25 protein-coding genes are annotated in these 25425 nt (G+C 68.8%); 12 read left to right on the top strand and 13 right to left on the bottom strand.

The window, feature by feature from the left end; genetic code table 11:
* Window positions 1-5 precede the first annotated feature (5 nt).
* The gene (locus tag OXS49_RS11295) at window positions 6-755 is read left to right on the top strand and encodes a TerC family protein (RefSeq protein ID WP_267424188.1); all 750 of its coding nucleotides are present in this window, start codon (window positions 6-8) and stop codon (window positions 753-755) included.
* Window positions 755-1555, top strand: coding sequence for an ABC transporter substrate-binding protein (locus OXS49_RS11290; protein WP_267424186.1), 801 nt, complete (start codon window positions 755-757; stop codon window positions 1553-1555). The genes OXS49_RS11295 and OXS49_RS11290 overlap by 1 nt, the downstream gene beginning before the upstream one ends.
* A 6-nt stretch (window positions 1556-1561) precedes the next feature.
* Here OXS49_RS11290 and OXS49_RS11285 read toward each other — a convergent pair whose 3' ends face one another.
* Genes OXS49_RS11285 through leuS form a run of 3 tightly spaced genes read right to left on the bottom strand, consistent with a single transcriptional unit; the run spans window position 1562 to window position 4616 of the window.
* Window positions 1562-1759: a DUF2283 domain-containing protein gene (locus OXS49_RS11285; protein ID WP_244005146.1), complete on the bottom strand. Its 198-nt coding sequence runs from the start codon at window positions 1757-1759 to the stop codon at window positions 1562-1564.
* Window positions 1731-2012, bottom strand: a complete 282-nt coding sequence (locus OXS49_RS11280) for a DUF4258 domain-containing protein (protein ID WP_244005148.1) — start codon at window positions 2010-2012, stop codon at window positions 1731-1733. Before OXS49_RS11280 ends, OXS49_RS11285 begins: the two co-directional genes overlap by 29 nt.
* A gap of 18 nt (window positions 2013-2030) precedes the next feature.
* The gene (gene leuS / locus OXS49_RS11275; protein WP_267424185.1) at window positions 2031-4616 is read right to left on the bottom strand and encodes a leucine--tRNA ligase; all 2586 of its coding nucleotides are present in this window, start codon (window positions 4614-4616) and stop codon (window positions 2031-2033) included.
* A 176-nt stretch (window positions 4617-4792) separates the two neighbouring features.
* Between leuS and OXS49_RS11270 the strand changes: the two genes are divergently transcribed.
* Window positions 4793-5545 (top strand): YggS family pyridoxal phosphate-dependent enzyme, encoded by a 753-nt coding sequence (locus tag OXS49_RS11270; RefSeq protein WP_267424183.1) that lies wholly within the window; start codon window positions 4793-4795, stop codon window positions 5543-5545.
* Window positions 5546-5707: 162 nt separating this feature from the next.
* Here the strand turns inward: OXS49_RS11270 and OXS49_RS11265 are convergent, their stop codons facing one another.
* From OXS49_RS11265 to OXS49_RS11250, 4 genes are all read right to left on the bottom strand, one after another.
* Window positions 5708-6655, bottom strand: coding sequence for a UDP-glucuronic acid decarboxylase family protein (locus OXS49_RS11265; RefSeq protein ID WP_244005154.1), 948 nt, complete (start codon window positions 6653-6655; stop codon window positions 5708-5710).
* A gap of 67 nt (window positions 6656-6722) precedes the next feature.
* The gene (locus OXS49_RS11260) at window positions 6723-8051 is read right to left on the bottom strand and encodes a UDP-glucose/GDP-mannose dehydrogenase family protein (protein ID WP_244005156.1); all 1329 of its coding nucleotides are present in this window, start codon (window positions 8049-8051) and stop codon (window positions 6723-6725) included.
* A gap of 156 nt (window positions 8052-8207) precedes the next feature.
* Window positions 8208-9149 (bottom strand): glycosyltransferase, encoded by a 942-nt coding sequence (locus OXS49_RS11255; protein WP_267424181.1) that lies wholly within the window; start codon window positions 9147-9149, stop codon window positions 8208-8210.
* 359 nt (window positions 9150-9508) lie between these two features.
* Window positions 9509-10078, bottom strand: a complete 570-nt coding sequence (locus tag OXS49_RS11250; RefSeq protein ID WP_244005160.1) for a L,D-transpeptidase family protein — start codon at window positions 10076-10078, stop codon at window positions 9509-9511.
* Window positions 10079-10496: 418 nt separating this feature from the next.
* Between OXS49_RS11250 and OXS49_RS11245 the strand changes: the two genes are divergently transcribed.
* The 4 genes from OXS49_RS11245 to OXS49_RS11230 all read left to right on the top strand — a co-directional run bounded on the left by OXS49_RS11245 (window position 10497) and on the right by OXS49_RS11230 (window position 13584).
* Window positions 10497-11183, top strand: a complete 687-nt coding sequence (locus OXS49_RS11245) for a response regulator transcription factor (RefSeq protein WP_244005162.1) — start codon at window positions 10497-10499, stop codon at window positions 11181-11183.
* A 64-nt stretch (window positions 11184-11247) separates the two neighbouring features.
* Window positions 11248-11739, top strand: a complete 492-nt coding sequence (locus OXS49_RS11240; RefSeq protein ID WP_267424177.1) for a Crp/Fnr family transcriptional regulator — start codon at window positions 11248-11250, stop codon at window positions 11737-11739.
* Between the two features lie 36 nt (window positions 11740-11775).
* Entirely contained in the window at window positions 11776-12651 is an 876-nt protein-coding gene (gene dapD / locus OXS49_RS11235) for a 2,3,4,5-tetrahydropyridine-2,6-dicarboxylate N-succinyltransferase (protein WP_244005166.1), read from the top strand.
* A gap of 78 nt (window positions 12652-12729) precedes the next feature.
* Window positions 12730-13584, top strand: a complete 855-nt coding sequence (locus tag OXS49_RS11230; RefSeq protein ID WP_244005168.1) for an alpha/beta fold hydrolase — start codon at window positions 12730-12732, stop codon at window positions 13582-13584.
* A gap of 65 nt (window positions 13585-13649) precedes the next feature.
* On the opposite strand, the gene OXS49_RS11225 is transcribed toward OXS49_RS11230, so the two are convergent.
* The gene (locus OXS49_RS11225; RefSeq protein WP_244005170.1) at window positions 13650-14114 is read right to left on the bottom strand and encodes a hypothetical protein; all 465 of its coding nucleotides are present in this window, start codon (window positions 14112-14114) and stop codon (window positions 13650-13652) included.
* A complete protein-coding gene (locus OXS49_RS11220) occupies window positions 14111-14674 on the bottom strand; it encodes a hypothetical protein (protein ID WP_244005172.1) in 564 nt (187 codons plus the stop codon). The genes OXS49_RS11225 and OXS49_RS11220 overlap by 4 nt, the downstream gene beginning before the upstream one ends.
* Window positions 14675-14851: 177 nt before the next feature.
* Between OXS49_RS11220 and OXS49_RS11215 the strand changes: the two genes are divergently transcribed.
* The 5 genes from OXS49_RS11215 (at window position 14852) to holA (ending at window position 20897) form a co-directional block, all read left to right on the top strand.
* Window positions 14852-15772 carry a phosphatase PAP2 family protein gene (locus OXS49_RS11215; RefSeq protein ID WP_267424170.1) on the top strand — a complete coding sequence of 307 codons (921 nt, stop codon included), beginning with the start codon at window positions 14852-14854 and terminating at the stop codon, window positions 15770-15772.
* 130 nt (window positions 15773-15902) lie between these two features.
* Window positions 15903-18119 (top strand): TonB-dependent siderophore receptor, encoded by a 2217-nt coding sequence (locus OXS49_RS11210; protein ID WP_267424168.1) that lies wholly within the window; start codon window positions 15903-15905, stop codon window positions 18117-18119.
* A gap of 107 nt (window positions 18120-18226) precedes the next feature.
* Window positions 18227-19195, top strand: a complete 969-nt coding sequence (locus OXS49_RS11205; protein WP_244005179.1) for an AEC family transporter — start codon at window positions 18227-18229, stop codon at window positions 19193-19195.
* Between the two features lie 119 nt (window positions 19196-19314).
* Window positions 19315-19860, top strand: a complete 546-nt coding sequence (lptE, locus tag OXS49_RS11200) for an LPS assembly lipoprotein LptE (protein ID WP_267424165.1) — start codon at window positions 19315-19317, stop codon at window positions 19858-19860.
* Between the two features lie 5 nt (window positions 19861-19865).
* On the top strand, window positions 19866-20897 hold the full coding sequence (holA, locus tag OXS49_RS11195) for a DNA polymerase III subunit delta (protein WP_267424163.1): 1032 nt from the start codon (window positions 19866-19868) through the stop codon (window positions 20895-20897).
* 135 nt (window positions 20898-21032) lie between these two features.
* Here the strand turns inward: holA and OXS49_RS11190 are convergent, their stop codons facing one another.
* The 4 genes from OXS49_RS11190 to mnmG form a co-directional block, all read right to left on the bottom strand.
* Entirely contained in the window at window positions 21033-21932 is a 900-nt protein-coding gene (locus tag OXS49_RS11190; protein WP_267424161.1) for a ParB/RepB/Spo0J family partition protein, read from the bottom strand.
* A 62-nt stretch (window positions 21933-21994) separates the two neighbouring features.
* Window positions 21995-22852 (bottom strand): ParA family protein, encoded by an 858-nt coding sequence (locus tag OXS49_RS11185; RefSeq protein WP_276081665.1) that lies wholly within the window; start codon window positions 22850-22852, stop codon window positions 21995-21997.
* Entirely contained in the window at window positions 22849-23487 is a 639-nt protein-coding gene (rsmG, locus tag OXS49_RS11180) for a 16S rRNA (guanine(527)-N(7))-methyltransferase RsmG (protein ID WP_244005184.1), read from the bottom strand. The genes OXS49_RS11185 and rsmG overlap by 4 nt, the downstream gene beginning before the upstream one ends.
* Complete coding sequence (gene mnmG, locus OXS49_RS11175) at window positions 23484-25376, bottom strand: tRNA uridine-5-carboxymethylaminomethyl(34) synthesis enzyme MnmG (protein ID WP_267424159.1); 1893 nt, start codon at window positions 25374-25376, stop codon at window positions 23484-23486. The genes rsmG and mnmG overlap by 4 nt, the downstream gene beginning before the upstream one ends.
* Window positions 25377-25425 lie beyond the last annotated feature (49 nt).

Below are 25425 nucleotides of genomic sequence, written 5' to 3'. Positions count from 1 at the left end.
CCGGCCTGATCCACCTTGCCAGCCAGCCCGCCGTCTGGGCCGCGCTCGCCACCCTCGTGGTGATGGAGGTGGTGCTCGGCATCGACAACCTGATCTTCATATCGATCCTGACCAACAAGCTGCCGGCCGAGCAGCAGACCCGGGCCCGGCGGATCGGCATCGGGCTGGCCCTGATCCTGCGTCTGGGATTGCTGGGAACGGTGGCGTTCATCGTGCACCTGACCGAGCCGGTTTTCTCGGTGTTCGGCCAGGACTTCTCCTGGCGCGACCTGATCCTGATCGGCGGCGGCCTGTTCCTGCTCTGGAAGGCCACCAAGGAGATCCACCACTCTGTGGACCCGGAGCCGAATTCGGAAGAATCCGGCGGCAGCCTGGGCTTCGGCGCGGCGATCGGCCAGATCCTGCTGCTCGACCTCGTGTTCTCGATCGACTCGATCATCACGGCGGTCGGCATGACCGAGCACGTGCCGGTGATGATGGTGGCGGTGATCGTCGCCGGCGCGGTGATGCTGCTCGCCGCTGAGCCGCTTTCGGCCTTCATCGCCCGCAACCCCACCGTGGTGATGCTGGCGCTCGGCTTCCTGATCATGATCGGCATGGTGCTGATCGCCGAAGGGTTCGGGGCGCACGTGCCGAAGGGCTACATCTACACCGCCATGGCGTTCTCGGCGGGCGTGGAGGGCCTCAACATGCTGGCCCGGCGGCGACGGCGCGGCGCCAAGGCTGCCCTGCCCGGTCGGGTCGAGCGAGCCTGATGCGGATCCTCGCGGCGCTCGGCCTGCTTCTCGTTCCGGTCCTCGCCTGCGCGGAGACGAAGCCCATGACGCTCGAACCTATGACGCCCGATCCCGCCATCCTGCACGACCTCGCCCCCACCGGCACGCTCCGGGCGGCGATCAACCTCGGCAACCCGGTGCTGGCGCAGGCCGGACCGGACGGGCCCGCGGGGGTGTCGGTGGATCTCGCCCGGGCGCTCGCGGCGCGGCTCGGCGTCACGGTGACATTCGTGACCTTCCCGGGGGCGGGGGCGGTCTCGGGCTCGGCGGGGTCGGGCAGCTGGGACATCTGCTTCCTGGCGATCGACCCGAAGCGGGCCGAGGGCATCGCCTTCACGGCGCCCTACGTGCTGATCGCCGGCAGCTACCTCGTGCCGGACTCCTCCCCGATCCGGACCCAGGAGGCGGTCGACCGCGACGGCGTGCGGGTCTCGGTGGGCCGCGGCAGCGCCTACGACCTGTTCCTGAGCCGGAGCCTGACCCACGCGACCCTGGTGCGGGCTCCGACATCGGCCGAGGCGGTCACGGCCTTCGCGCGGGACGGGCTGGAGGTGGCGGCCGGGGTGGCGCAGCCGCTGGCCGCCTACGCGGCGGCGCATCCGGAGGTGCGGTTGCTGCCGGGGCACTTCATGGAGATCCCGCAGGCGATGGGCCTGCCGGTCGGACGCCCGGCGGGGGCGGCCTACCTCGCCGACTTCATCGCGTGGGCGAAGCGGGAGGGGCTCGTGCGTCGCGGCCTGGAAGCCAGCGGGCAGGATCCGGGGCTGGCGGCGCCTTGACCGGCCTTACGCCGCACTGAGATGCACGAGATCCACGCCGGCCGAGAGACGCGCCTTGGTATCCAGGATCTCAATGGCGACGACGCGACCCTCCGCATCGAAATCGAAGATGATGCCGGGGCGCACCTCCTCACTCTCGCTGACCGATGTATCGGCCAGGCGCAGGTAGAGGGCGTCAGCCTCCGGATCGTATCTGACTTTCATGTCTGCGCCTCCGGCCACGATCGAGGAAAAGCGTGATGATGCGGTAAGTCAACGCCGGCTCCTCGACATAAACCACGCGCAGGATACGACCGCCGAATTCCGGCACTGCGCAATAGGCCCGCACGCGTTCGGGATACTGCGGATCCGGCTCGGTCGCCTCCGGGGCCAGGACGGTGCGCTCGACGAGCGCACGGTCGATCCCACGGTCAGCCATGTTGTTCATCGCGTGGCGCGTATAGACGAAGGCCGGCATCGGCGGTTGCCGGACGCCTCACACCACCAGATTCACAATCCGCCCCGGCACCACGATCACCTTGCGGGGCGCCCGCCCCTCCAGGATCGTCTGGACCGCCGCCAGCGCCAGGGTCGCGGCTTCCACCGCCTTCGCGTCGGCGTCCCGCTTCACGGTGACGTCCGCGCGCTTCTTGCCGTTGATCTGGACCGGCAGGGTGATCTCGTCCTCGACGAGGAGCCCGGCCTCGGTCTCCGGCCAGGACGCCTGCGCGACGAGCCCGGAGCGTCCGAGCACCGTCCAGCACTCCTCCGCCAGATGCGGCATCATCGGGGCGATCAGCTGGACCAGGATCCCGGCCGCCTCCTTGGCAACAGCCGGCGTGACCGGGCCGCGCAACCCGTCCTCCAGGGCGTTGGCCAGCGTGTAGATGTGGGCCACGCAGCGGTTGAAGCGCAGGCGCTCGATATCGTCCTGCACGGAGGCCAGCGCCCGGTGGGCGGCCTTGCGCAGGGCGAGATCCGCGGCGCCGTCGCCGGTCGCCGCGCGCGCGGCGTTTACCAGCCGCCAGACCTTCTGGACGAACCGGGCCGCGCCCTGCACGCCCTCCTCGGTCCAGATCACGTCGCGCTCGGGCGGCGAGTCGGACAGCATGAACCAGCGCGCCGTGTCGGCCCCGTAGCTCGCGATGATGTCGTCGGGATCGACCACGTTCTTCTTGGACTTCGACATCTTCTCGATCGGGCCGATCGCGATCGGCGCCTGAGTTTTCACGTGAAACGCGCGGCGCTCCCCCTCCTCCGTGGAGAAGCGGATCTCGGCCGGGGGCACCCAGGCGCCGGCCGCATCCTTGTAGGTCTCGTGCACCACCATGCCCTGCGTGAACAGGCCGGCGAAGGGTTCGGCGACGCCCGCCCAACCGGTCTCGCGCATCGCCCGCATGAAGAACCGGGCGTAGAGCAGGTGCAGGATCGCGTGCTCGATGCCGCCGATATACTGGTCCACCGCCAGCCAACGATCGACCACGGCGCGGTCCGTGGGGGCGTCGGTGAGCCAGGGGGCGGTGAAGCGGGCGTAGTACCAGGACGAATCGACGAACGTGTCCATCGTGTCGGTCTCGCGCCGGGCCGCCGCGCCGCAATGCGGGCAGGGCACGTTGCGCCAGGCGGCGTCCCGCTCCAGGGGGTTGCCGGGCTGGTCGAACGACACCGCCTCGGGCAGCTTGACCGGCAGGTCGGCCACCGGCACGGGGACCGGCCCGCAGGATTCGCAGTGGATGATCGGGATCGGGCAACCCCAGTAGCGCTGGCGCGAGACGCCCCAGTCGCGCAGGCGGAACTGCACCTTGCGGGTGGCGACCCCCTCCCCTTCGAGGCGCCGGGCCACCGCCTCGAACGCCGCGTCGGTGCTCAGCCCGTCGAGGAAGCGCGAATTGATCATCCGCCCGTCCTCGACATAGGCGGTGTCAGTGATCACGAAGCTCGCCGGGTCCTGCCCCTCCGGACAGACCACCGGCGTGTTGCCGAGCCCGTACTTGTTCGCGAAATCGAGGTCGCGCTGGTCGTGCGCCGGGCAGCCGAACACGGCGCCGGTGCCGTATTCCATCAGCACGAAGTTCGCCACGTAGACCGGCAGCGCCCAGGACGAGTCGAGGGGATGGCGCACGGTCAGGCCGGTGTCGAAGCCGTGCTTCTCGGCGGTGTCGATCGCGGCCTGCGCGGTGCCGGTGCGGCGGCACTCCTCGATGAAGGCCTGGAGCTCAGGCTTATCGGCGGCGAGCGCGGCGGCGATCGGATGATCGGCGGCGATCGCCAGGAATTTTGCGCCGAACAGCGTGTCGGGCCGGGTCGTGTAGACGGTCACCGATTCGGGCACGCCGGCCGGTGGATGGGCCAGGGCGAACCGGACCTCCAGCCCCTCCGAGCGGCCGATCCAGTTCTTCTGCATCAGCCGGACTTTCTCCGGCCAGCGGTCCAGACCATCGAGGGCGGTCAGCAGATCCTCGGCGAAGTCGGTGATCTTGAAGAACCATTGGGTCAGCTCGCGCTGCTCGACCAGCGCGCCCGAGCGCCAGCCGCGCCCGTCGATCACCTGCTCATTGGCCAGCACCGTGTGGTCCACCGGGTCCCAGTTCACCTTGGCGGTACGGCGGGTGACGAGGCCCTTGTCGAGAAAGTCCAGGAACATGCGCTGCTGGTGCTTGTAGTAGTCGGGATCGCATGTCGCGATCTCCCGGCTCCAGTCGAGCGACAGGCCCATGGCCTTCAGCTGGTCGCGCATCGACGCGATGTTGGCGTAGGTCCAGTCCCGCGGGTTGACCTTGCGCTCCATGGCGGCGTTCTCGGCCGGCAATCCGAATGCGTCCCAACCCATCGGGTGCAGCACGTTGAAGCCGCGGGCGCGCTTGTAGCGCGCCACCACGTCGCCCATCGCGTAGTTGCGGACGTGGCCCATGTGGATGCGCCCCGACGGGTAGGGGAACATCTCCAGCACGTAGTATTTCGGGCGGCTGTCGGCATTGTCGGTCTCGAACAGCCGCTGCTCTGCCCAGGCGTCCTGCCACCGCGGCTCGGCATCCTTGGCGTTGTAGCGCTCGACGGGTTGGGGAACGGCGGTGCTGGTCATGGATCCGGGCGGGGTCAGGGGCTCGTCGGTCATTTTGCGGAATGACGACGGCACGGTCGCGCCGCGATAGCATATCTGCGCGGGAGCCGGTCAACGCAGCGTGCGATTCGGGCTTGCGCGGGGCGCGCGAGCGCATAGGTCGGAACCGGCGCCCGGCAGCGACAGGACAGTCAGGTATGGACGACGCGATCACCGATTCGAACGCCCCGGCGGCGGACGGGATGGGGCACCCGACCGCGAAGCTGCCGGTCGGACAGGCCGACGTCGCCGCCGGGCTCGCCGAGGTGCGGGCGGCGATCGCCCGGGCGGCCGAGGATTCGGAGCGTGACCCGTCCGAGGTTCAGCTGGTCGCCGTCTCCAAGACCGTGCCGGCCGAAGGCATCCTGCCGGCGCTCGAGGCGGGGCAGCGGGTGTTCGGCGAGAACTACGTGCAGGAGTCGACGGCGAAGTGGCCGGACCTGCGCGCCCGCTACCCGGATGTGGAACTGCACCTCGTCGGGCCGTTACAATCCAACAAGGCCCGGGAGGCGGTGGCGCTGTTCGACGTGATCCACGCCCTGGACCGGCCGTCGCTGGCCGCCGCGCTCGCCAAGGAGATCGCCCGGTCGGGCCGGACTCCGAAGCTGCTGATCCAGGTCAACACCGGCGCGGAACCCCAGAAGGGCGGCGTGTTGCCGGACCAGCTGGCCACCCTGCTCGCCGAGTGCCGCGACACGCACGGGCTGGCGATCCAGGGGTTGATGTGCATCCCCCCCGCGGAGGATCCGCCCTCGGCGCATTTCGCCCTGCTGGCCCGGCTGGCTCAGGAGCACGACCTGCCGATCCTCTCCATGGGCATGAGCGCCGACTTTCCGGCGGCGATCCAGCTCGGCGCCACCCATGTCCGGGTCGGGACAGCCATCTTCGGGGCACGCAAGCCGAAAACGTAGCGGCGCCTGGCTCATGTCCCGGTTTCGAAAGCTCGAGACCTTTCGCGGGTCCAGGGCAGAGCCCTGGTGCCGGGCTTCGCCCGGATCTCGGGGGGCTCTGCCCCCGAACCCCTGCCCAAGGGTTCGCCCTTGGGGAACCCGCTATTTGCCGTCCGACACGACCTAAAGCGTCGCGCGGAAATACGCGATCGTCCGCTCCAACCCCTCGCGGAGTTGCACGGTCGGCTCCCAATCCAGAATGGCCTTCGCCTTCCCGATATCGGGCCGACGCTGCCGCGGGTCGTCCGGCGGCAGGGGACGGTGGGTGATCCGCGAGCGCGAATCCGTTAGCTCGATCACCATGTGGGCGAGGTCCCGGATCGTGAACTCGTTCGGATTGCCGATGTTGATCGGTCCGGTCACCTCAGGCCCGCTGTCCATCAGGCGGACGAAGCCCTCGATCAGGTCGCTCACGTAGCAGAACGAGCGCGTCTGCTCCCCGTCGCCGTAAAGCGTGATCTCGTCGCCCCGGAGCGCCTGCATGATCAGGTTCGAGACGACGCGGCCGTCGTTCGGGTGCATGCGCGGGCCGTAGGTGTTGAAGATGCGCACGACCTTGATCGGCAGATTGTGCTGGCGCCGGTAGTCGAAGAACAGGGTCTCGGCACAGCGCTTGCCCTCGTCGTAGCAGGAGCGGAAGCCGATCGGGTTGACGTGGCCGACGTATTCTTCGACCTGCGGATGCACTTCCGGGTCGCCGTAGACCTCCGACGTGGAGGCCTGGAACACCTTGATCCGCAGGCGCTTGGCCAAGCCCAGCATGTTGATCGCGCCGATGACGCTCGTCTTCGTCGTCTGGACCGGATCGAACTGGTAATGCACCGGCGAGGCCGGGCAGGCGAGATTGTAGATCTCATCGACTTCGACGTAGAGCGGGAATGTCACGTCGTGACGCAGGATCTCGAAGCGCGGATTGCCCAGCAGATGCGCGATATTGCGCCGCGTGCCGGTGTAGAAGTTGTCGACGCACAGGACTTCATGTCCGTCGTTGAGCAGACGCTCGCAGAGATGCGAACCGAGGAAACCGGCACCGCCCGTCACCAGGATCTTCTTCGTATCGTCGTAGCGCACGCTCGAACCCTCCTTCCACCCAACGCTCCGGGCCCCGCCCGGGTGCGGCCGCCGCTACGCCGATCCCTCACGCGTCGAGGGCGGGCCCGTCCCCGCGCCGACCGACGCTCGTGTAGGAAAATCCGTGACGGCGGGCCGTTTCCGGTTCGTAGATATTGCGCAGATCGATCAAGACCGGTGTTGCCATGATCGCCCGCAGCCGGGCGAGGTCGAGGGCGCGGAAAGCGTTCCACTCGGTCACGATCACCACCGCGTCGGCCCCCTCCGCGCAGGCATAGGCGTCGTCGGCGAAGTCCACGCCGGGCATCAGCGGGCGGGCCTGCTCCAGGCCCTCGGGATCGTAGGCGCGGACACGGCAGCCCGCATCCTGCAGACCGGTGGCGATCGCCAGGGACGGGGCCTCGCGCATGTCGTCGGTGTCCGGCTTGAAGGTGAGGCCGAGCATGGCCACCGTCTTGCCCCGCACCGATCCGCCGCAGGCCCGGATCACCTTGCGGGCCATCGCGCGCTTGCGGCTGTCGTTGACCGCCACGACGGTCTCGACGATCCGCAACGGCACCTCGTGGTCCTGCGCGGTCTTCACCAGCGCCAGGGTGTCCTTCGGGAAGCAGGATCCCCCGTAGCCCGGACCTGCATGGAGGAATTTCGGCCCGATCCGTCCGTCGAGGCCGATCCCGCGCGCCACGGCCTGAACGTCCGCGCCGACGACCTCGCACAGTTCGGCAATTTCGTTGATGAACGTGATCTTGGTCGCCAGGAACGCGTTGGCGGCGTATTTCGTGAGTTCGGCCGTCCGCCGGCCCATCACGAGGATCGGGGCCGCGTTGAGATACAGGGGGCGATAGATCTCGCGCATCACCGCCTCGGCGCGCGGATCGTCCACGCCGATGACGATCCGATCGGGCCGCTTGAAGTCGGAGATCGCGGCGCCTTCCCGGAGGAATTCCGGGTTCGAGACGACCGAGACATCCGCCTCGGGGGCGACCTCACGCACGATCCGCTCGACCACGTCGCCCTCCCCCACCGGAACGGTCGACTTGGTCACAATGACCGTGAAACCCCTGACGGACCGGGCGATTTCCTGCGCAGCCTCGCGGACATAGGTCATGTCAGCAAAGCCGTCCCCGCGGCGCGACGGCGTACCGACCGCGATGAAGACGGCCTCCGCCTGGGCGACCGCGGGGCCGAGATCCGTCACGAAGGCCAGCCGGCCTTGGGCGACGTTGTCGGCGACGAGGTCGCCGAGGCCCGGCTCGTAGATCGGCATCCGCCCCGCATTCAAGGCCGCAATCTTCGCGGGATCCTTGTCGATGCAGACGACCGAATGGCCGAAATCCGCCAGGCAGACCCCGGTGACCAGCCCGACATAGCCCGATCCGACCACGGCCAGACGCATACGTTCCTCCTCGGACCCCGGTCCGCAAGATCAGATCGTTTCCGCATTGGGGGCGATGCCGTTCCATCGAGAGCGCGCTCCGACGAAGCGGACACCGGTTCGGTGCACGAGAGCGCGTCAAAACACGGCTCTCGGAGGAGTACAGGACGATCCCGTTCAGATGATCGTATCCAACTCCTGCACGATCCTCCTGCGGCGAGAATAGACATTGTCCCAGATATACGGCTCGACGATACTCTTGTACCGGGTCTGGAGGATGTATTTGACCTTCTTCAGACCTTTGAGAGGCTGGGTCTTCTGATTGGTGTTCGGAAAGGACTTCGCAAACTCGGTATAGACCTGAAAGTATGCGTCTCCCCAGGGGGCGAAAGGGCCGTGCCAGGGGCGTGGGTTCGAGCAGAAATGCAGCAGGTTGGCGGGCACCTCTCGAAAATGGCTATAGTTCATGAGGAAGGTGGGGAAATTCCACTTCATGGACATCAAATTCTTGTTGCCAGACAATATGATATTCAGAGCGTCCTGATCAAAAAAAGTGAAAGCATTCTTGTTCCGGGCGAGCAGATTTTTGATCTCCGATCGCAAGTCACCGATGATACTCCTCTTGAGTTTCATGACGCCCGAATTGAAATACCGCTCGTGTTTATCTTCACCGATATTTAGAGATCGGAAATATTGTTTGATGCGCTTCGCTATCCGAGTGTTGTCGTTGACGATCAAGGTCATGGCATCGCGGGCCGCCACGAAATCGTGGTGTGCCAGGCCGGGCGCGAACAGGCCCTCGAGGGAGTTGGGCACCTGTGTATCGCCGTCGATATACACCAGGTTCCTGTATTGTGCCGGAAGCGCTTTGTCGAGAAACAGCCGCGCGTAGGCCAGGGGGACGCCCTCAAGTTCAGATTGGGGCATCAGGATGAATTTGATCCCGGAGGCCTCGGAAAGTGTCGCCGCTAGCCTTGTGTTGTCATTCGGCTCATCGAAACACACGATGGCGACATCGGCGCGCGCATGCGGCGTGTTTTTTCTGACCTGCAGGGCACTCAATGTTGCAGGAAACAAATAATTCGAATCGACAGCATAGCAAACGCAATTTTCCTGCATTGCCGCCTCGGCTGATGAACTTAATTATTGGTCAATAATGGCTTATCATGCAGCATTGACGAAATCAAATTAAATATTGAGAATTTTTATAAGTACGAATGCTTGCCGCTTCGGAAATATAACTAGGTTCATTACTAAATATTTCAAAAATCAAAGGGCCCCACCGTAGAGCAAAAAGTCGATTTTTTGATCCTTGGCCAAAATCAATCTCAATAAAAGTGAATTCATATTTACGATGATTTTTCCATGATGAAGACGGCTCTACACAGCTGTTTTAACGATTCGAAATCAGAATTCATGAAATGCGGATGTCTTTTCGAACCCCGTGTTCACGCGCGTGTGAACACGGGGAGGCGCCCTCACCCGATCCGCAGGTAGGTCCGCGGCCCGAGCCGCCGCAGCAGCCGCAACAGATCGGCCCGGGCGAGTGCGACGCAGCCCTCCGTGGGGCGGTAGCCATCCCGGGCGAGGTGCAGGAAGATCGCAGACCCCCGCCCCCTGCGGATCGGCCCGCGATTGTAGTCGAGGTCGATCACCACGTCGTAGAGCCCGTCGTCCCGCCACATCGATTCGGCGCTGACGCCCGGGGCCGGCAGGCGGATCGGGCGGTTGTAGCGGCGGTCCCGGATTTCGTCGCACCAGCCGTCGCCGGGCCGGGTCGCCCGGAGCGGCAGGGTCGTGCGTGGGCGAAGCCCGAGATGGTCGGGGCGGTAGGCACCGCCGCGCACCCGGAACCGTCCGCGGGGCGAGCCGCCATCACCCTCGCGCTTGTCGACGACGATGCCGCCGGCGCCGAGCGCACAGGGAATCACCATGGGTCCGACCAAGAGCTGGCCCCGGGACCGGTTGCCGATCACCGCGCGCACACGGATCTCGCGCACCGTCACGGGGACGCCGTCCTCGGCCCGTCCGCCCGGCCGTCGCCGCATATCCGCCCTCCACCAAGCCGCCCTGCCCCAAGCCGGCTGGCCGGCCTCGATCGGCGCGCCTTATGCCCGATATTCGCGCCCGGACGGATGAAAATTGCGCACAAGGCAATTTCCGGCCACAAAGTGTGCTCTATCCTTGCTCGCAACCCGGGACGTCAGCCGGGACTTGGGAGGAGACCGGTCCCGCGCCAGCGCGGGCGGGGCACCTTCGGAGTCCGGCACGGCGGCCCGGCCACCGCAGCAGACCCGCTCGCCGGGGCGTCCTCCGCCTCGACGGCGCAATGATGCGGACACGAAAGCCTCCGCAGAATCGCTGCGATCGCGTATCGCCACGATCCTGCCGAGAACCGCTAGTCTTGCGTGCTGCCCCCGGGAGGATCGCCCTCCCCAACCGGCGGCCTGTCCTGGGACCCGGACGATGTCGAATGCCTACCGCCTGCTGATCTGCGACGATGACGCGATCCTGCGCGACACCCTAACCGAACAGCTCGATCTCTGCGACGAGTTCACGGTCTTCACCGAGGCGAATGCCGCGGACGCGATCCGGCGGACCGCCACGGAGCGCATCGACCTCGCCGTGATGGATGTCGGCCTGCCCGATCTCGACGGGCGTGAGGCCGTGCGCCGGATGCGCACCGGCGGCTTCCGCGGACCGGTGATCATGCTCACCGCCCAGGATTCCGAGGCCGATCACGTCGAGGGGCTGGAGGCCGGCGCCAACGACTACGTCACCAAGCCGTTCAAGTTCGGCATCCTGCTGGCCCGGATCCGTGCCCACCTGCGCAGCCACGAGGCCTCCGAGGACGCGGTGTTCCAGATCGGCCCCTACACGTTCCGGCCCGGCGCCAAGCTGCTGGTCGGCGAGCGCGGCTCGAAGCTCAAGCTCACCGAGAAGGAGACCGCGATCCTGCGCTTCCTCTATCGGGCGGGCCGGGCCGTGGTGAACCGCGACACGTTGCTGGCAGAGGTCTGGGGCTACAACGCCCACGTCACCACCCACACGCTGGAGACGCATATCTACCGGCTGCGCCAGAAGATCGAGCCCAACCCGGCCACCGCCGCGATCTTGGTGACGGAGGGCGGTGGATACAAGTTGCTGCCCTGACGAAAAGACGTTTACCGTATATGCGACCAATCGGTACGCGTATGCGCAGGGTGGTGAGGCGTTCTTGGGGCTCGACGACGATATCGCGATCCTCGCCGGTGCGCCGCTGTTCGGCTTCCTCGATCGGGATGCCCTGCGCCTGCTGACCTTCGCGGCCGAGCGCCGCGATCTCGCGGATGGCGACCTGCTGTTTGCCCGCGGCGACCCGGCCGATGGCGGCTTCGTGGTGATGTCGGGAACGATCCGGCTCGAGCCCCGGGACGCCCGCGCCGAGCCGGTCCGGGCCGGCCGCTCCGCGCTGATCGGGCAGCTCGCCCTGTTCGTGCGCGGGACGCGCCCGACCGTGGCCCGGGCCGAGAGCGCCACCGCGGTCATGCGCATCACCCCGACGCTGATGCGCCGCGTGCTGGAGGAATTTCCGGAGGCCGCGCAGGCCGTCCACGCGACGCTGGCGGACGACCTCGCGGACTTGGCGGCCGACCTCGATCGGGTGCGCACGCTCCTCGACGTGATCGACGGCATCTCCTCAGGTGACAGCCCCGGTGCCCGCTTGTAAGCACGGACTCCCCGCCACGAGAGTGTTTCGACCTCCATGTCCCAGGCCGGCAAGCCCATTTCTGATCTCGCCCATTCCGATCTCGCCCAGACCATCGAAGCCGCCTGGGAGGACCGCGCCAATATCTCGACCGCCACCAAGGGCGCGGTGCGCGAGGCCGTGGAGGCGGCGCTCGATCTGCTCGATTCCGGCAAGGCCCGGGTCGCCGAGAAGAGCGGCAACCACGATTGGGTGGTCAACCAGTGGCTGAAGAAGGCGGTGCTGCTCTCCTTCCGTCTCAACGACATGGCGACGATCGAGGGCGGCCCCGGCGGCGCGCCCTGGTGGGACAAGGTCGCCTCCAAGTTCGCCGGCTGGGGCGAGGCCGAGTTCCGCGCTGCAGGCTTGCGGGCGGTGCCGGGCTGCTTCGTGCGTCGCGGCTCCTACATCGCGCCCGGCGCCGTGCTGATGCCGAGCTTCGTCAATCTCGGCGCCCATGTCGGCGAGGGCACGATGGTCGACACCTGGGTGACGATCGGCTCCTGCGCGCAGGTGGGGAAGAACTGCCACATCTCCGGCGGCGCCGGCATCGCGGGCGTGCTGGAGCCGCTCCAGGCCAACCCGGTGATCATCGAGGACGATTGCTTCATCGGCGCCCGCGCCGAGGTGGCCGAGGGCGTGATCGTCGGCCAGGGCAGCGTCCTGTCGATGGGCGTCTATATCGGCGCCTCCACCAAGATCGTGGACCGCGCCACCGGTGAGGTGATGTACGGGCGCGTACCGCCCTACTCGGTGGTGGTCTCGGGCACGATGCCCGGCAAGGCCCTGCCGGATGGCTCGCCGGGCCCCGGCCTGTACTGCGCGGTGATCGTCAAGCGCGTCGATGCGGGCACCCGGTCCAAGACCGCCATCAACGAGTTGCTGCGCACCTAAACTGCGCGCCAGGGCTTTGCCCTGGCAACCCACCGAAGGGCGCAGCCCTTTGGGATCCCCGATCGGGTGGATTGCCGGATGGACACGCAGGCGCTGAACCTCACGGTGGTGGGCTGGCCGGTGCCGACGCCCTGCGACGTGATCGGGCAGGGGAAGGCGGCGCTGCTGCTGCCGGCCCTGTCGACCATCTCGGCGCGAGCCGAGATGGAAGGCCTCGCCCGCGCCCTCGGGTCCGACTATCGCTGCCGCATCCCCGACTGGCCGGGCTTCGGCGCCCGGGCGCGGGCGCGGGTGCCCCTGGCTCCCGAAACCTTCCACACCTTCCTGGATGCGCTGCTCGAAGCCGCCCCGGGGCCCTACGCCCTCGGGGTCGCGGCCGGTCACGCCGCCGGCTATCTGGTCGCGACGGCGCGCCGCCATCCGAAAGCCTTCGACCGGCTGGTGCTGGTGGCGCCGACCTGGCGCGGGCCGCTGCCCACCGCGATGCCGGGCCGCGCCCACTGGTTCCCGCGGATCCGCCGGGCCGTGGAGGCGCCGCTCCTCGGCGAGGCACTCTACCGGATCAACATCAGCCCGCCGATCATCGGCCGGATGCTGCGCGCCCACGTCTACGCCGACGCCGCCCGGGTGACCCCGGCCCTGATCCGCGAGAAGCACGCCATCACCCGCCAGCGCAACGGCCGGTTCGGCACCGCCGCCTTCGTCACCGGCGGGCTCGACCCGGTGGGCAGCCGCACGGATTTCCTCGACCTGTTCGCGGGCGATCTGCCGCCGACCCTGGTGCTGCGCTCTGAGGGCGCGCCGCGCCGCTCGGGGGCCGAGATGGACGCGCTGATCGCCTCCGGCCGCGTGACCGGCGCCGCGATCCCCGGGGCGCTCAGCCCGCACGAGGAATACCCGGAGGCGGTCGCGGCCGCGATCCGGGCGGCATGAGGGTTATCGTCGAGGGATTCCAAAGGACGTAAGCCCTTTGGTGGGTCGCCAGGGCAAAGCCCTGGTCATCGGGCTTCGCCCGATGGCAGGGTTCCACCCTGCCCCCGGGGATGCTCGGGCGGCAGCGTGATCACGCCGCGATGATAGGGGAACCGGGCGCGCTGGAGCGGGTCGGGCCCCGTGAAGATCAGCCGCGTCCGGAACGCCACCGGGCTGACGCAGATCAGGTAGCTCCGCAAAGCCCGCTCATCAGGGACGAACAGGGCCTTGGTCAGATAGCGATCCCCGGCGCGGACCCAGCTGGGGATCGGCAGGCCCCAGCGCCGGGCCAGATGCTCCCCGACCCCGCCCAGGAAGGCGTCGGCCTCCGGCAGCCCGATCCGGCCGGGCTCCTCCGCGATGAAGGTCGCCTGCCGGGCCGTGTCGCCATCGGCCGCGTAGAAAGCGTCGAGGAAGTCGCGCAGGTGGTGCTCCCAGTCGCCGTCGTCGTGCGCGCGCGCGACCAATGCGGTGAGGTTATGCGGCCTCACGGGTTCGCCCCCACGACGGTTCGGAAGCGGGCGCGCGCCTCCGGCGGCGGTGCCTCGCCGTAGATCGAGCGGTAGAGATGATCGAGGGTCTCGACATCGCCGATGTTCAGGTGGGCCGCCAAGGCCCGCGCGTCGTTCAGATCCCGGTCGCCGCGGTCGAGGCTTTCGAGCGCATGGAGTTTCATCGCCAGCAGATAGGACGGTGTCGCCAGGACCGTCCGGAGACCGGGTGTGCCGCCCGTCGGATAGGTGCCGGCCAGCGCGAACAGGGACTCGTCCTCGTCGAGGGGCGTGAACATGCCGACCGCATCGTTGAGCCAATCCGGCTCGAAGCCCAACCGCTCGGCGACGCGCTGCACCGAAGGGGCGAGGGCGGCTTCGTCGTAGCCGGCCCGGACCACGGCATCGACATCCTCCGTGGACCGGCGCCACGCGAATTGCAGCATCAGAGCCCCGCCGCCGTAGACGGCGAGTTCGACGAACTGCCCATGATCGGCCAAGTCGGAGCCCAGGGCCTCGAAGGCTTCGAGGAGACGGGCGCGGTCGAGCGGTTGAGCCATCGTGCCGGATACCGGTGTCGTTTCAAGAGGGTTCGCGCCTCCCGGCGCCGGGGTCAACATCGGGACACCCGCCCTGGACAGGCGCCGGCACCTGTGCAGGGACTGAACCGGCCGGGCGAGCCGTTCGTTTGGCAGCGGGAGCGGCCCGCCGATTCATCCGAGCCCGCCACGGATCCGATGCCCCGCACCTTGACCCTGCCGACCGCCACCCTGTCGCTTCTGGCCCTGCTCGCCGCCGCGATCCCGGCCTGGGCCGAAGAGGCGCCCCGCCCGGCCCCATCGTCTGCGCCTTCGGCTGCCCCATCACCTGCGCCTTCGGCTCCGCCCTCCCTCGGCGCCGACACGCTCAAGCCCGGCAAGCCGGCGGTGAAGCCCTACCTCGCCGATACGGCGCTGCCGGACGCGGTCCAGATCCTGCCGCCGCCGCCGGCTCACGACGCGCCCCTCGACAAGGCCGACCGGGCGGCCTTTGCCACCACCCGCGCCCTCAAGGGCAGCCCCCGCTGGGAGATCGCCGCCAACGACGTGGCCGAGGGTGCGGCCGCGGTGCTGGAGAACTTCGCCTGCGTGCTCGGGACGCGGATCGACCAGGCCCGGGTGCCGGCGGTGATCAACCTGCTGGAGCGCACCCGCCTCGACCTCGCCCATGCCACCCGGGCCCCGAAGGTGCATTACCGGCGCCTGCGCCCGTTCGTGGGCAACGAGGCGCCGATCTGTGTGCAGCGGACTGAGAAACTCGCCGACAGCTTCAGCTACCCGTCCGGTCACGCCACCCAGGGCTGGGCCTACGCGCTGATCCTGGCCGCCCTGGTACCCGAGAAGGCGACCGCGATCCTGGTGCGCGGGCGGGCCTACGGCGAGAGCCGCGTCGTGTGCGGCGTGCACTGGCTCAGCGACGTGGTGGCGGGGCGCCTCACCGGCACGTCGGTCTTCGCCGCCTTGATGGGCGATCCGAGCTTTCGGGCCGACATGGAGAAGGCCCGCGCCGAACTCCGCACGGCCATGACGAGTGCCGGGACGGGCGCCGGGGCAGCCCCCGATCAGGCCATCTGCACCCGGGAGACAGATGCTCTGCGCGAGCCGCCACTGGAGTTCTAGGCTCGAACGATTCCAGTTTTTAAGTCTTCTAAGTGTGTGATTTACAACACGTATTTGGCTTGATCAACAACCCGTGATCGATCAATCGTGAGCCCAGTGCCGATCCAAAGGCGCTCCAACAGGGTTCTCGATGTCCATGCGTACCGCCCGCCTCGGGCTGCTCCTCGCCTCCACCGCCCTCGCGGGGCCCGCCCTGGCGCAGGACCGGAGCGTGCAGCTCAACGAGATCTCCGTGGAGGCCGTCGGCCCCGGCCCCGCGGTCGCAGCCGGTGCGGGGCTGGGCGGCAACGTGAGCGGCGGCGACGGCGGCACGGCGGCGACCAGCGGCGGGGGCGGAGGCCCGTCCGGCATCACCGGCTACGTCGCCCGGATCAGCCCCACCGCGACCAAGACCAACACGCCGCTGATCGAGACCCCGCAATCGGTCTCGGTCGTCACCCGCGAGCAGCTCAACGACCGCAACGTCCAGAGCTTCAGCGACGCGCTGGCCTACGTGCCGGGGGCGAGCGTCAACGTCTCGGGCTTCGATCCGCGCTTCGATCAGGTCTTCATCCGCGGCTTTGACGTGCTGTCTAACCAGGGCACCTACCGCGACGGCCTGCGCCAGATCGGCAGCGGCTTCATCTTTCCGCGCATCGAGCCCTACGGGCTGGAGGCCGTGACCGTCCTGCGCGGGCCGGCCTCGGGCCTCTACGGGCTGGGTTCACCCGGCGGCATCCTTGACGCGACCTCGAAGCGCCCGGTCTTCGCGCCCTTCGGCGAGGTCTGGTTCCAGAGCGGCAGCTTCGACCGCTTCCAGGGCAACTTCGATATCGGCGGCCCGGTGGAGGGCTCGGACGGCACCATGGCGTACCGGTTGACCGGCGTACGGCGGGAAGCCGGCACCTTCATCGGCCGCGGCACCAACGACGACCAGCTCAACATCGCCCCGGCCTTCACGTGGAAGCCCTCGGCCGACACCACCTTCACCTTCCTGAGCGAGTTCCAGGTCCGGAACACGCCCGCGACCGTGTTCTACTACAACGATCCCGGTTTCCGGGTGACCAAGTACTACAGCGGCGACCCACGCTTCGCGGGTCTCGACCAGACCCAGTACCGGGTCGGCTACGCCTTCGAGCATCGGTTCTCGGAGGATCTGATCTTTCGCCAGAACTTTCGCCACTACGGCGTCTTCCTCAGCGCCAAGTACACCGGGATCGATTCCATCAACGCGGCGCGCACGCTGGGCTCCCGCTCGACCGGCTACATCCGCGAGGGGCTGGTGCAGCAGACGCTGGACAATCAGCTCGAGGCGCACCTTGTCACCGGCCCGGTTACCCACACCCTGGTGGCGGGTGTGGACTATGCCCATTACGGGCTGAGCAACCGCTTTGGGGGCGGCCCGGCGCCCGACCTCGACCTGCTCACCCAGAATTACGGCCGGCAGTTCATCCCGACCCCGACGCTGGGGAGCCCGACCCGGCAGGCGCAGGATCAGATCGGCGTCTACCTGCAGGATCAGGCGCGGTTCGGCGACTTCATCCTGACCCTGAACGGACGCCACGATTGGATCTCCCAGGACAACCGCGCGACGCCGGTCAGCGCGGTCACGCGCCAGGACAACACCGCCTTCACGGGCCGCGTCGGCCTGGGCTACATCCTGGCACCCGGCCTCGTGCCCTATGCTAGCTACGCTACGACCTTCACGCCGCAGGTGGGCACCGACGTGCGCGGGCAGGCCTTCAAGCCAGCGACCGGCGACCAGATCGAGGCCGGCGTGAAGTACCTGATCCCCGGCACCAACATCCAGACGGCGTTCGCGGGCTTCGACATCGAGCAGTCGAGCATTCTGCGGACCGACCCGACCAACATCGCCTTCCAATCCGCCACCGGCGCCGTGCGCTCCCGCGGTTTCGAGGCCGAGGCGACCGCCAACCTCGCGCCGGGCACGAACCTGACCATCGCGTACACGCACCTCGACTTCCGCTTCGTGAACCAGACCTCGTTCACGGGCGCGACGCAGGATGGGAACCGCGTCTCCGGCATCCCGAGCGACACCTACGCGTCGTTCCTCACCTACGCGTTCCCGACCTCCTCGCCCCTGCGCGGCCTGACGATCGGCGGCGGCATCCGCTACATCGGCACGAGCTTTGCGGATGACGACAACACGGTGCGCAACCCCACCGTGACGCTCTACGACGCGCTGGTCGCCTACGATTTCGCGGCGATCGACCCGAAATACCAGGGCCTGCGCGCGCAGATCAACGCCTACAACGTGTTCGACCGGACCTATAACACCTGTGCATTCGGCAACTGCTACCGCGGTGCCCCCGCCACGGTGATCGGCAGCCTGATCTACCGCTGGTAGCGGGCGGGGCAGGGGACACGGGCATGGCAGGCCCCCGCCCCCGGCACTGGAGATCGGCGCGCATTTCGTCCTAAGGCCGGAGCCTCGTCCTCCGGTCTGGACCCGCCATGCTGTCGACTCTTCCGGTCGTCCTGCCGATCTTCGCGCTCGTCTTCGCCGGGTGGCTCGCCCGGCGGATCGGCGTGCTCGGCGCCGCCGCCACCACGGAACTCAACCGCTTCGTGGTCTTCCTGGCCCTGCCGGCGCTGCTGTTCGACGTCACCGCCCACGCCCATTGGGCCGACCTCTGGAAACCCGGCTTCATCGGCGCCTTCGGGCTGAGCAGCCTCGCGGTCTTCGCCTTCACCGTCCTGATCCGGTGCGGGGCCGGGCGGCCGCTCGCCGATTCCGCCCTGGACGGGCTCAATGCCGGCTACGCCAATACCGGCTTCATGGGCTTTCCCCTGGCGCTCGTGGCCTTCGGGCCGGAGGCGCTCGCCCCCACCACGGTGGCGGTGATCCTGACGGTCTGCGCCGTGTTCGCGGTGGCGATCGTGCTGATCGAGATCGGGCTGCGTCGGGCGGATCCGGGGGGCGGGCAGGGGAGTCCCCGCGTTCCGATCTGGCTGGCGGTCGGCCGCTCCCTGGTGCGCAACCCGCTGCTGGTCGCCCCGGCGCTGGGCGCCCTGGTTCCGAACCTCGGCCTCGCCGTGCCGGCGCCGGTGGAGACGTTCTTGAAACTCCTCGGGGGCGCAGCCTCGCCCTGCGCCCTGGTGGCGCTCGGCCTGTTCCTGGCCCAGAGGCGCCGAAGCCGCGGCGGGGCAGGGCGGGACGGGCATGCGCGGATCGCCGCCTTGCTGGTCGGGCTGAAGCTCGCCGTCCATCCGTTGCTGACCTACGGGCTCGGCCGCACCGTGTTCGACCTGCCGCCGCTCCTGCTGCACACCGCCGTGCTGATGGCGGCGCTGCCCACCGGCACAGGGCCGTTCATGCTGGCGGAGTTCTACCGGCGCGAGGCCGACCTGACCGCCACCGTGGTGCTGGTCTCGACCGTGCTGGCAGTGGCGACGGTCTCCGGCTATCTGGCGACACTCTGAAACCGAGCGACCACGGTCCTGCCGCAGTGGAATCGTAATCCGCGCCGCGTAGCTTGGTGGCGCGGCACGCCGTGTCCGCGCTAGAACGATCCGGCGAAGCGGGGCGGAACGACGGCGTGATGGTGGGTTCGGGTGTATCACTCGCGGGGCGGATCGCCCGCTTGACCTGCGTGGCCGGCTTGGGCTTGAGCCTGTCGGCCTGCTTCCGTCCGCTCTATGGACCGACCGCCTCGGGTGAATCGGTCCCGGCGCTGCTAGCCTCCGTGCAGGTCGACGACGTCGCGATGGCGCAGGGCCAGGAGCGGCTCGGCCACTACCTGCGCAGCGAACTGGTGTTCGACCTCGACGGGTCGGGCCAGCCCGCGACAAAGTGCTACCGGCTCAAGCTCTCGGGTTCCGAGATCGTGCAGACCCCGATCGTGTCCTCGACCACCGGCCGCGCCGAGGCCGGCACCCTGGTGGCCAACATCAAGTACAGCCTGGAGGACATGGCGGGCACCAAGGTCTACAGCGAGGGCGTGGCCACCTCGACCGCGACCTATGACCGCTCGGTCCAGCGCTTCGCCAGCCAGCGGGCGGCGCGCGATGCCGAGATCCGGCTCGCCAGCGTGTTGTCCGACCAGATCAAGAGCCGGCTGGCCGCTGTCCTCTCCACCAAGCCGTAACCGGCATGACAGCCGTCAAGGCCGGTGAGATCGAGGGGCTCCTCCGGCGCGGGCCCGATCCGCGCATCCCGGTGATCCTCGTCTACGGGCCCGATACCGGCCTCGTGACCGAACGTGCCCGCAAGCTCGCCGAGGATTTCGTCCCCGATCCGGCCGATCCCTTCGCGCTGGTGCGCATCGATGGCGATGCGCTGGCCTCCGATCCAGGCCGCCTGTGCGACGAGGCCGGCACGATGGGCCTGTTCGGCGGCCGCCGGTCGATCTGGATCCGGCCGGGGAGCCGCAACTACGCGCCGGCCGTCGAAGCGGTGCTGGGGACGCCGGTGGCCGAGGCCCGCATCGTCGTGGAGGCGGGCGACCTCGCCAAGAACAATCCGCTGCGCACCCTGTGCGAGCGCTCCCCCCGGGCGCTGGCGATCCCCTGCTACGCGGATGACGAGCGCACGCTGGCCGACCTGATCGACCGAACCCTTCAGGAGCGCGGCCTGCGGATCGACCGGGCCGCCCGGGAGGTCCTGGCCCGCAGCCTCGGCGGCGACCGCCGGGCGAGCCTGATGGAGATCGAGAAGCTCGCCCTCTACGCCGCCGGGGAGGGCACCGTGACGCTGGATCACGTCGAGGCCATCACCAGCGACGTGGCGGCGAGCGTGCTCAACACGCTGATCGACGCCGCCTTCGACGGGCGCCACGCGGCCGTGGAGCGCGATTACCGGCGGTTCCGGCACGAGGGCCTGGATCCGGGCGTGGTGCTGGGCTCGGCCCTGCGGCACGCCCTGACGCTTCTGACGACCCGGCTGGACAACCCCGACAAGACGCCCGCCATGATGGTGGCGACGTGGCGGGGCCTGCATTTCAAACGCAAGGCCAGCCTGGAGGGGCAGCTCGGCACCTGGGGGCCCAGCACCCTGCGTCAGGCCGCGGTGGCCCTGCAGGGGGCGGTCCTCGCCTGCCGGCGGGCCGAGCCTGAGCTGGCGCATGCGCTCGCCTCCGCGGCGCTGCTGCGGGTCGCGGAAGCAGGGGCGCGGCGGCGGCGGTAGACGTCCAGGTTTCAAAAGGCCGAGGCTTTTTGCGGGTGCAGGGCGGAGCCCTGATGGGTTCGGGCGAAGCCCGATGTCGGGGCTCCGCCCCGACACCCCGCCAAAGGGCTCGCCCTTTGGGATCCCCGACTCCGGTCAGCCGTCCGAGACCTTGAACCTGTTCAGCAGCGCCTGCAGCTCATCCTGGGTCTCGTAGCGGATCCGGATCTCCCCCGAGGTCTCGTCCTTCGGGCGGTACGACACCTCGACGCCCAGTGCCCGCCGGATCCGCAGCTCCAGATCGCGCACCGGCGCGGCGCGCTCGGCCGAGAGACGCGGGCGGCCGGGGCGGGGGATCTCGGACGGCGCGGCCTCGGCCTCGGCCGACGCCAAGGCCTCCACCTGCCGCACCGACAGGCCCTCGGCCACGACCCGGCGGGCCAGACCCTCCGGGTCCTTCACCGACAGCAGGGCGCGGGCATGGCCGGCGGTCAGCTCGCCGGCGGAGAGGCGGTCCTGCACGGCGGGCGGCAGGTTGAGCAACCGCAGGGTGTTGGCGAGATGGCTGCGGCTCTTGCCCAGGATCTCCGCAAGATCCCGCTGCGTGTACGAGAAGTCCTGCATCAGGCGCTCGTAGCCCGAGGCCTCCTCGATCGGGTTGAGGTCGCTGCGCTGGACGTTCTCCAGAATGGCGAATTCCAGCGAGGCGCGGTCGTCGATCTCGACCACCACCACCGGCACCTCGTCGAGCCCGGCCCGCTGGGCCGCCCGCCAGCGCCGCTCGCCGGCCACGATCTCGAACGTGCCCGGCACGTCGCCGATCGGGCGGACCACGATCGGCTGGATCAGGCCGCGCTGGGTGATCGAGGTCGCAAGTTCGGCGAGTTCAACCTCACCGAAGCTGCGCCGCGGGTTGCGCGGGTTGGGCCGCAGGAACTCGATGGCAACCTTGCGCTGCCCCTCGATCTTCGCGGGCGTCGGCGCGGCATCGCTGAAATCGCCGATCAGTGCGGCGAGACCGCGCCCCAGCCGGGGTCTTGCCCCCTCCTCCGCCATGCTTGCCACCCGTCTCACGCTCCACACGCACCCCCGGTTTGGTGGGGGCTCTCTCGTCGCCGTCAGGCCGCCGCCGGAACCCGGCCCTCGCGCTGGATCACCTCCGAGGCGAGGCGCAGATAGGCTTGGCTGCCGGCGCATTTCAGGTCGTACAGCAAGGCCGGCTTGCCGTGCGACGGCGCCTCCGAGATCCGCACGTTGCGCGGGATCACGGTCTCGTAGACCTTGTCGCCCATGAAGCCGCGCACATCCGCCACCACCTGGGCGGAGAGGTTGTTGCGCGGGTCGAACATCGTCAGCACGATGCCTTGAATCGTCAACTTCGGATTGAGGGCGCCGCGCACCTGCTCGACAGTCCGCAGCAGCTGGCTCAGGCCCTCAAGGGCGAAGAACTCGCATTGCAGCGGCACCAGCACGGCATCGGCCGCCGCCAGGGCGTTGATGGTCAGCAGGTTGAGCGAGGGCGGGCAGTCGATCAGCACGTAGCTGATCCGGCTCAGGCTCGGCGCCTGGGTCAGGCTCTTGAGCGTGCCGCGTAAGCGATGCGCCCGGTCGGGCAAGGTGGCGAGTTCCAGCTCCAGCCCCAGGAGATCCATCGTCGAGGGCGCGATCGACAGGCGCGGCACCGCCGTGGGGATCACCGCCTGGGCGAGCGACGCCTCGCCGGCCATGACCTCGTAGGTCGAGACCCGCCGGCTCGCCCGGTCGATCCCGAGGCCCGTGGAGGCGTTGCCCTGGGGGTCGAGATCGATCACCAGCACGTCTTCGCCGATCGCCGCGAGCGCGGTACCGAGGTTGATCGCCGTCGTGGTCTTCCCGACGCCGCCCTTCTGGTTGGCAAGCGCCAGGACGCGCAGAGGTCGACGCACGGAAGACTCCATGGACCGGTCGGCGGGCTCGCCGAGGATGGCTTCGCTCATCGATGACTCGGGGCGGCGAGGGCGGTGACGCGCACGATCCGGGCTTCGGAATCGGTCCGGCTCGGCACGAGGTCGTTAACGACTGTCCACTGCGCGGCAGCCTGGGTCAATTCGGCTTGCGCATCCCGGCCCTTCGGAAACAGACCGGTGGTACCCGTTTTCAACAATGGCTCCGTCCAGGCGAGGAGTTGGGACAGGGGCGCGAGGGCCCGGGCGCAGACGATTTCGGTGGTTCCGACATAGTCGCCGATCACCGCCTCGATCCGCGCGTTGCGCACCCGGACCGGAGCCCCGGTGAGACGGGCCGTCTCGGTCAGGAAGGCGCATTTGCGGGCGTTGCTCTCGACAAGATCCACGCGGATCCCGCGCTCCGCCCCCGCGATGGCGAGGATCAGCCCCGGGATGCCGGCGCCGGAGCCGAGATCGATCCAGGTTTTCGCCTCTGGGGCCAGATCGAGGAGCTGGAGCGCGTCGTCGATATGCCGGCTCCAGACCTCCGTCAGGGTGGCGGGGCCGACGAGATTCTTGATCGGCTGCCAGCGGCGGAGCTGCGCCACGTAGATGTCCAGACGCTCGGCTGTTTCACGTGAAACATCGGAGGCGGCGAGGATGCGGGCGCGGTCGGGATCCGTCATGCCGACGGACGACCCAAACCCACCCAATCGCCCCGGCGGGCATGGGCGGCCAGCAGCGTCAGGGCGGCAGGCGTCACGCCCTCGATCCGTGCCGCCTGCCCCAGCGTGCCGGGCCGCACGGTCTCGAGCTTCGTGCGCATCTCGTTGGAGAGTCCGCTGATCGCCGCGTAGTCCAGACTCGCCGGAAGCCGCACCGCCTCGTCCCGGCGGAAGGCCGCGATGTCGGCGTTCTGCCGGTCGAGATAAACCGCGTAGGTCGCGTCGGTCTTCAGACGGTCAGCGACCAGGGGCGGCACCGTGGCGAGGTCCGGCCAGATCCCCGCAAGATCCCGCCATTCGATCTCCGGATAGGCGAGGAGCTGGAAGGCCGTGCGCCGGATCCCGTCGCGGTTCAGGCTGAGGCCGTGGCCGGCGGCTTGGCTCGGCGTCAACGTCAGGGCGTCGAGCCGGGTCCGGGCCGCGTCGAGCGTCTGCTGGGAGGCCGTGAAATGCGCTGCACGCCGGGAGCCGACACAGGCAAGCTCGATTCCGCGGGGCGTCAGACGCGCATCGGCATTGTCGACCCGCAGGGACAGCCGGTACTCCGAGCGCGAGGTGAACATCCGGTAGGGCTCGCTGACCCCGTGGGTCACGAGGTCGTCGATCATGACGCCGAGGTAGGATTCGGCCCGGTCGAAGGTCGCAGCCTCGAGGCCGCCCACGCGGAGCGCGGCGTTCAGGCCGGCCACCAGACCCTGCCCCGCCGCCTCCTCGTAGCCGGTGGTGCCGTTGATCTGACCAGCCAGGAACAGGCCGGGACACCGCTTCACCTGCAGCCCCGTATCGAGTTCGCGGGGATCGACGTAATCGTACTCGATCGCGTAGCCGGGCCGCAGGATCTCGACGCGCTCCAGGCCCGGGATCAGCCGGACGAGGTCATGCTGCACCGCCTCGGGCAGGGCCATGGAGATGCCGTTCGGGTAGATCGTCGGATCGTCGAGTCCTTCAGGCTCCAGGAAAATCTGGTGGCCCGCGCGGTCACCGAAGCGCACCACCTTGTCCTCGATCGACGGGCAGTAGCGTGGGCCCCGGCTGGCGATGCCGCCGGAATACATCGGCGAGCGGTGCAGGTTGGCGCGGATCAGATCGTGGACGGCTTGCGTCGTCCGGGTGATGCCGCAGCGGATCTGCGGATTGGTGATGCGTTCGGTGAGCGTCGAGAACGGCACAGGATCAGCATCGGCATCCTGCATCTCCAAGGCGGCCCAGTCGATGGTCCGACCGTCGAGGCGCGGAGGCGTCCCCGTCTTGAGGCGGCCAAGGCGCAGGCCGAGGCGGTCGAGGGTCTGGGCCAGCCCGATGGCAGGCGCCTCGCCGACCCGGCCGGCCGGGATCTGGCGCTCGCCAATATGGATCAGGCCCCGCAGGAAGGTGCCGGTGGTCAGCACCACCGCGCCGCAGGCGAGGCTGCGCCCGTCCGCCAGGACAAGGCCGTGGATCTGGCCCGCCGCATCCAGGACCAGATCCTCGCAGGCGCCCGCCACCACGGTCAGGCCCGGGGTCTCGGCGATCGCGGCCTGCATGGCGGCGGCATAGAGCTTCCGGTCGGCCTGGGTCCGGGGCCCGCGCACGGCCGGCCCCTTCCGGCGGTTGAGCAGGCGGAACTGGATGCCGGCCGCATCCGCGACCCGACCCATCAACCCGTCCAGGGCGTCGACCTCGCGCACGAGGTGGCCCTTGCCGAGCCCCCCGATGGCGGGGTTGCACGACATCGCGCCGATCGTGGCCGGATCGTGCGTGACCAGGGCGGTGCGCGCCCCGCAGCGCGCCGCGGCGGCCGCCGCCTCGACGCCGGCATGGCCGCCACCGACGACCGCGACGTCGAACCGGTCGAAGGAGGGGAGGGGCATCGAATCTCGAACTGCGTCTGCGGACGTATCGCCGGATGGTCCCAACGGG

Source organism: Methylobacterium sp. GC_Met_2, assembly GCF_026540795.1.
Lineage (GTDB): Bacteria > Pseudomonadota > Alphaproteobacteria > Rhizobiales > Beijerinckiaceae > Methylobacterium.
This window is presented reverse-complemented; position numbering and strand designations above follow the sequence as displayed.

Bases quoted from the DNA above. Each gene is read 5' to 3' on its own strand.
- OXS49_RS11205 (WP_244005179.1), top strand. From the start codon at position 18,227: ATGCTGTCGACTCTTCCGGTCGTCCTGCCGATCTTCGCGCTCGTCTTC.
- holA (WP_267424163.1), top strand. From the start codon at position 19,866: ATGACAGCCGTCAAGGCCGGTGAGATCGAGGGGCTCCTCCGGCGCGGG.
- leuS (WP_267424185.1), bottom strand. From the start codon at position 4,616: ATGACCAGCACCGCCGTTCCCCAACCCGTCGAGCGCTACAACGCCAAG.
- OXS49_RS11290 (WP_267424186.1), top strand. From the start codon at position 755: ATGCGGATCCTCGCGGCGCTCGGCCTGCTTCTCGTTCCGGTCCTCGCC.
- OXS49_RS11245 (WP_244005162.1), top strand. From the start codon at position 10,497: ATGTCGAATGCCTACCGCCTGCTGATCTGCGACGATGACGCGATCCTG.
- OXS49_RS11210 (WP_267424168.1), top strand. From the start codon at position 15,903: ATGTCCATGCGTACCGCCCGCCTCGGGCTGCTCCTCGCCTCCACCGCC.
- OXS49_RS11285 (WP_244005146.1), bottom strand. From the start codon at position 1,759: ATGAAAGTCAGATACGATCCGGAGGCTGACGCCCTCTACCTGCGCCTG.
- OXS49_RS11260 (WP_244005156.1), bottom strand. From the start codon at position 8,051: ATGCGTCTGGCCGTGGTCGGATCGGGCTATGTCGGGCTGGTCACCGGG.
- OXS49_RS11185 (WP_276081665.1), bottom strand. From the start codon at position 22,852: ATGAGCGAAGCCATCCTCGGCGAGCCCGCCGACCGGTCCATGGAGTCT.
- lptE (WP_267424165.1), top strand. From the start codon at position 19,315: ATGGTGGGTTCGGGTGTATCACTCGCGGGGCGGATCGCCCGCTTGACC.
- OXS49_RS11215 (WP_267424170.1), top strand. From the start codon at position 14,852: ATGCCCCGCACCTTGACCCTGCCGACCGCCACCCTGTCGCTTCTGGCC.
- OXS49_RS11190 (WP_267424161.1), bottom strand. From the start codon at position 21,932: ATGGCGGAGGAGGGGGCAAGACCCCGGCTGGGGCGCGGTCTCGCCGCA.
- OXS49_RS11255 (WP_267424181.1), bottom strand. From the start codon at position 9,149: ATGCAGGAAAATTGCGTTTGCTATGCTGTCGATTCGAATTATTTGTTT.
- OXS49_RS11280 (WP_244005148.1), bottom strand. From the start codon at position 2,012: ATGCCGGCCTTCGTCTATACGCGCCACGCGATGAACAACATGGCTGAC.
- OXS49_RS11230 (WP_244005168.1), top strand. From the start codon at position 12,730: ATGGACACGCAGGCGCTGAACCTCACGGTGGTGGGCTGGCCGGTGCCG.
- dapD (WP_244005166.1), top strand. From the start codon at position 11,776: ATGTCCCAGGCCGGCAAGCCCATTTCTGATCTCGCCCATTCCGATCTC.
- OXS49_RS11250 (WP_244005160.1), bottom strand. From the start codon at position 10,078: ATGCGGCGACGGCCGGGCGGACGGGCCGAGGACGGCGTCCCCGTGACG.
- rsmG (WP_244005184.1), bottom strand. From the start codon at position 23,487: ATGACGGATCCCGACCGCGCCCGCATCCTCGCCGCCTCCGATGTTTCA.
- mnmG (WP_267424159.1), bottom strand. From the start codon at position 25,376: ATGCCCCTCCCCTCCTTCGACCGGTTCGACGTCGCGGTCGTCGGTGGC.
- OXS49_RS11270 (WP_267424183.1), top strand. From the start codon at position 4,793: ATGGACGACGCGATCACCGATTCGAACGCCCCGGCGGCGGACGGGATG.
- OXS49_RS11220 (WP_244005172.1), bottom strand. From the start codon at position 14,674: ATGGCTCAACCGCTCGACCGCGCCCGTCTCCTCGAAGCCTTCGAGGCC.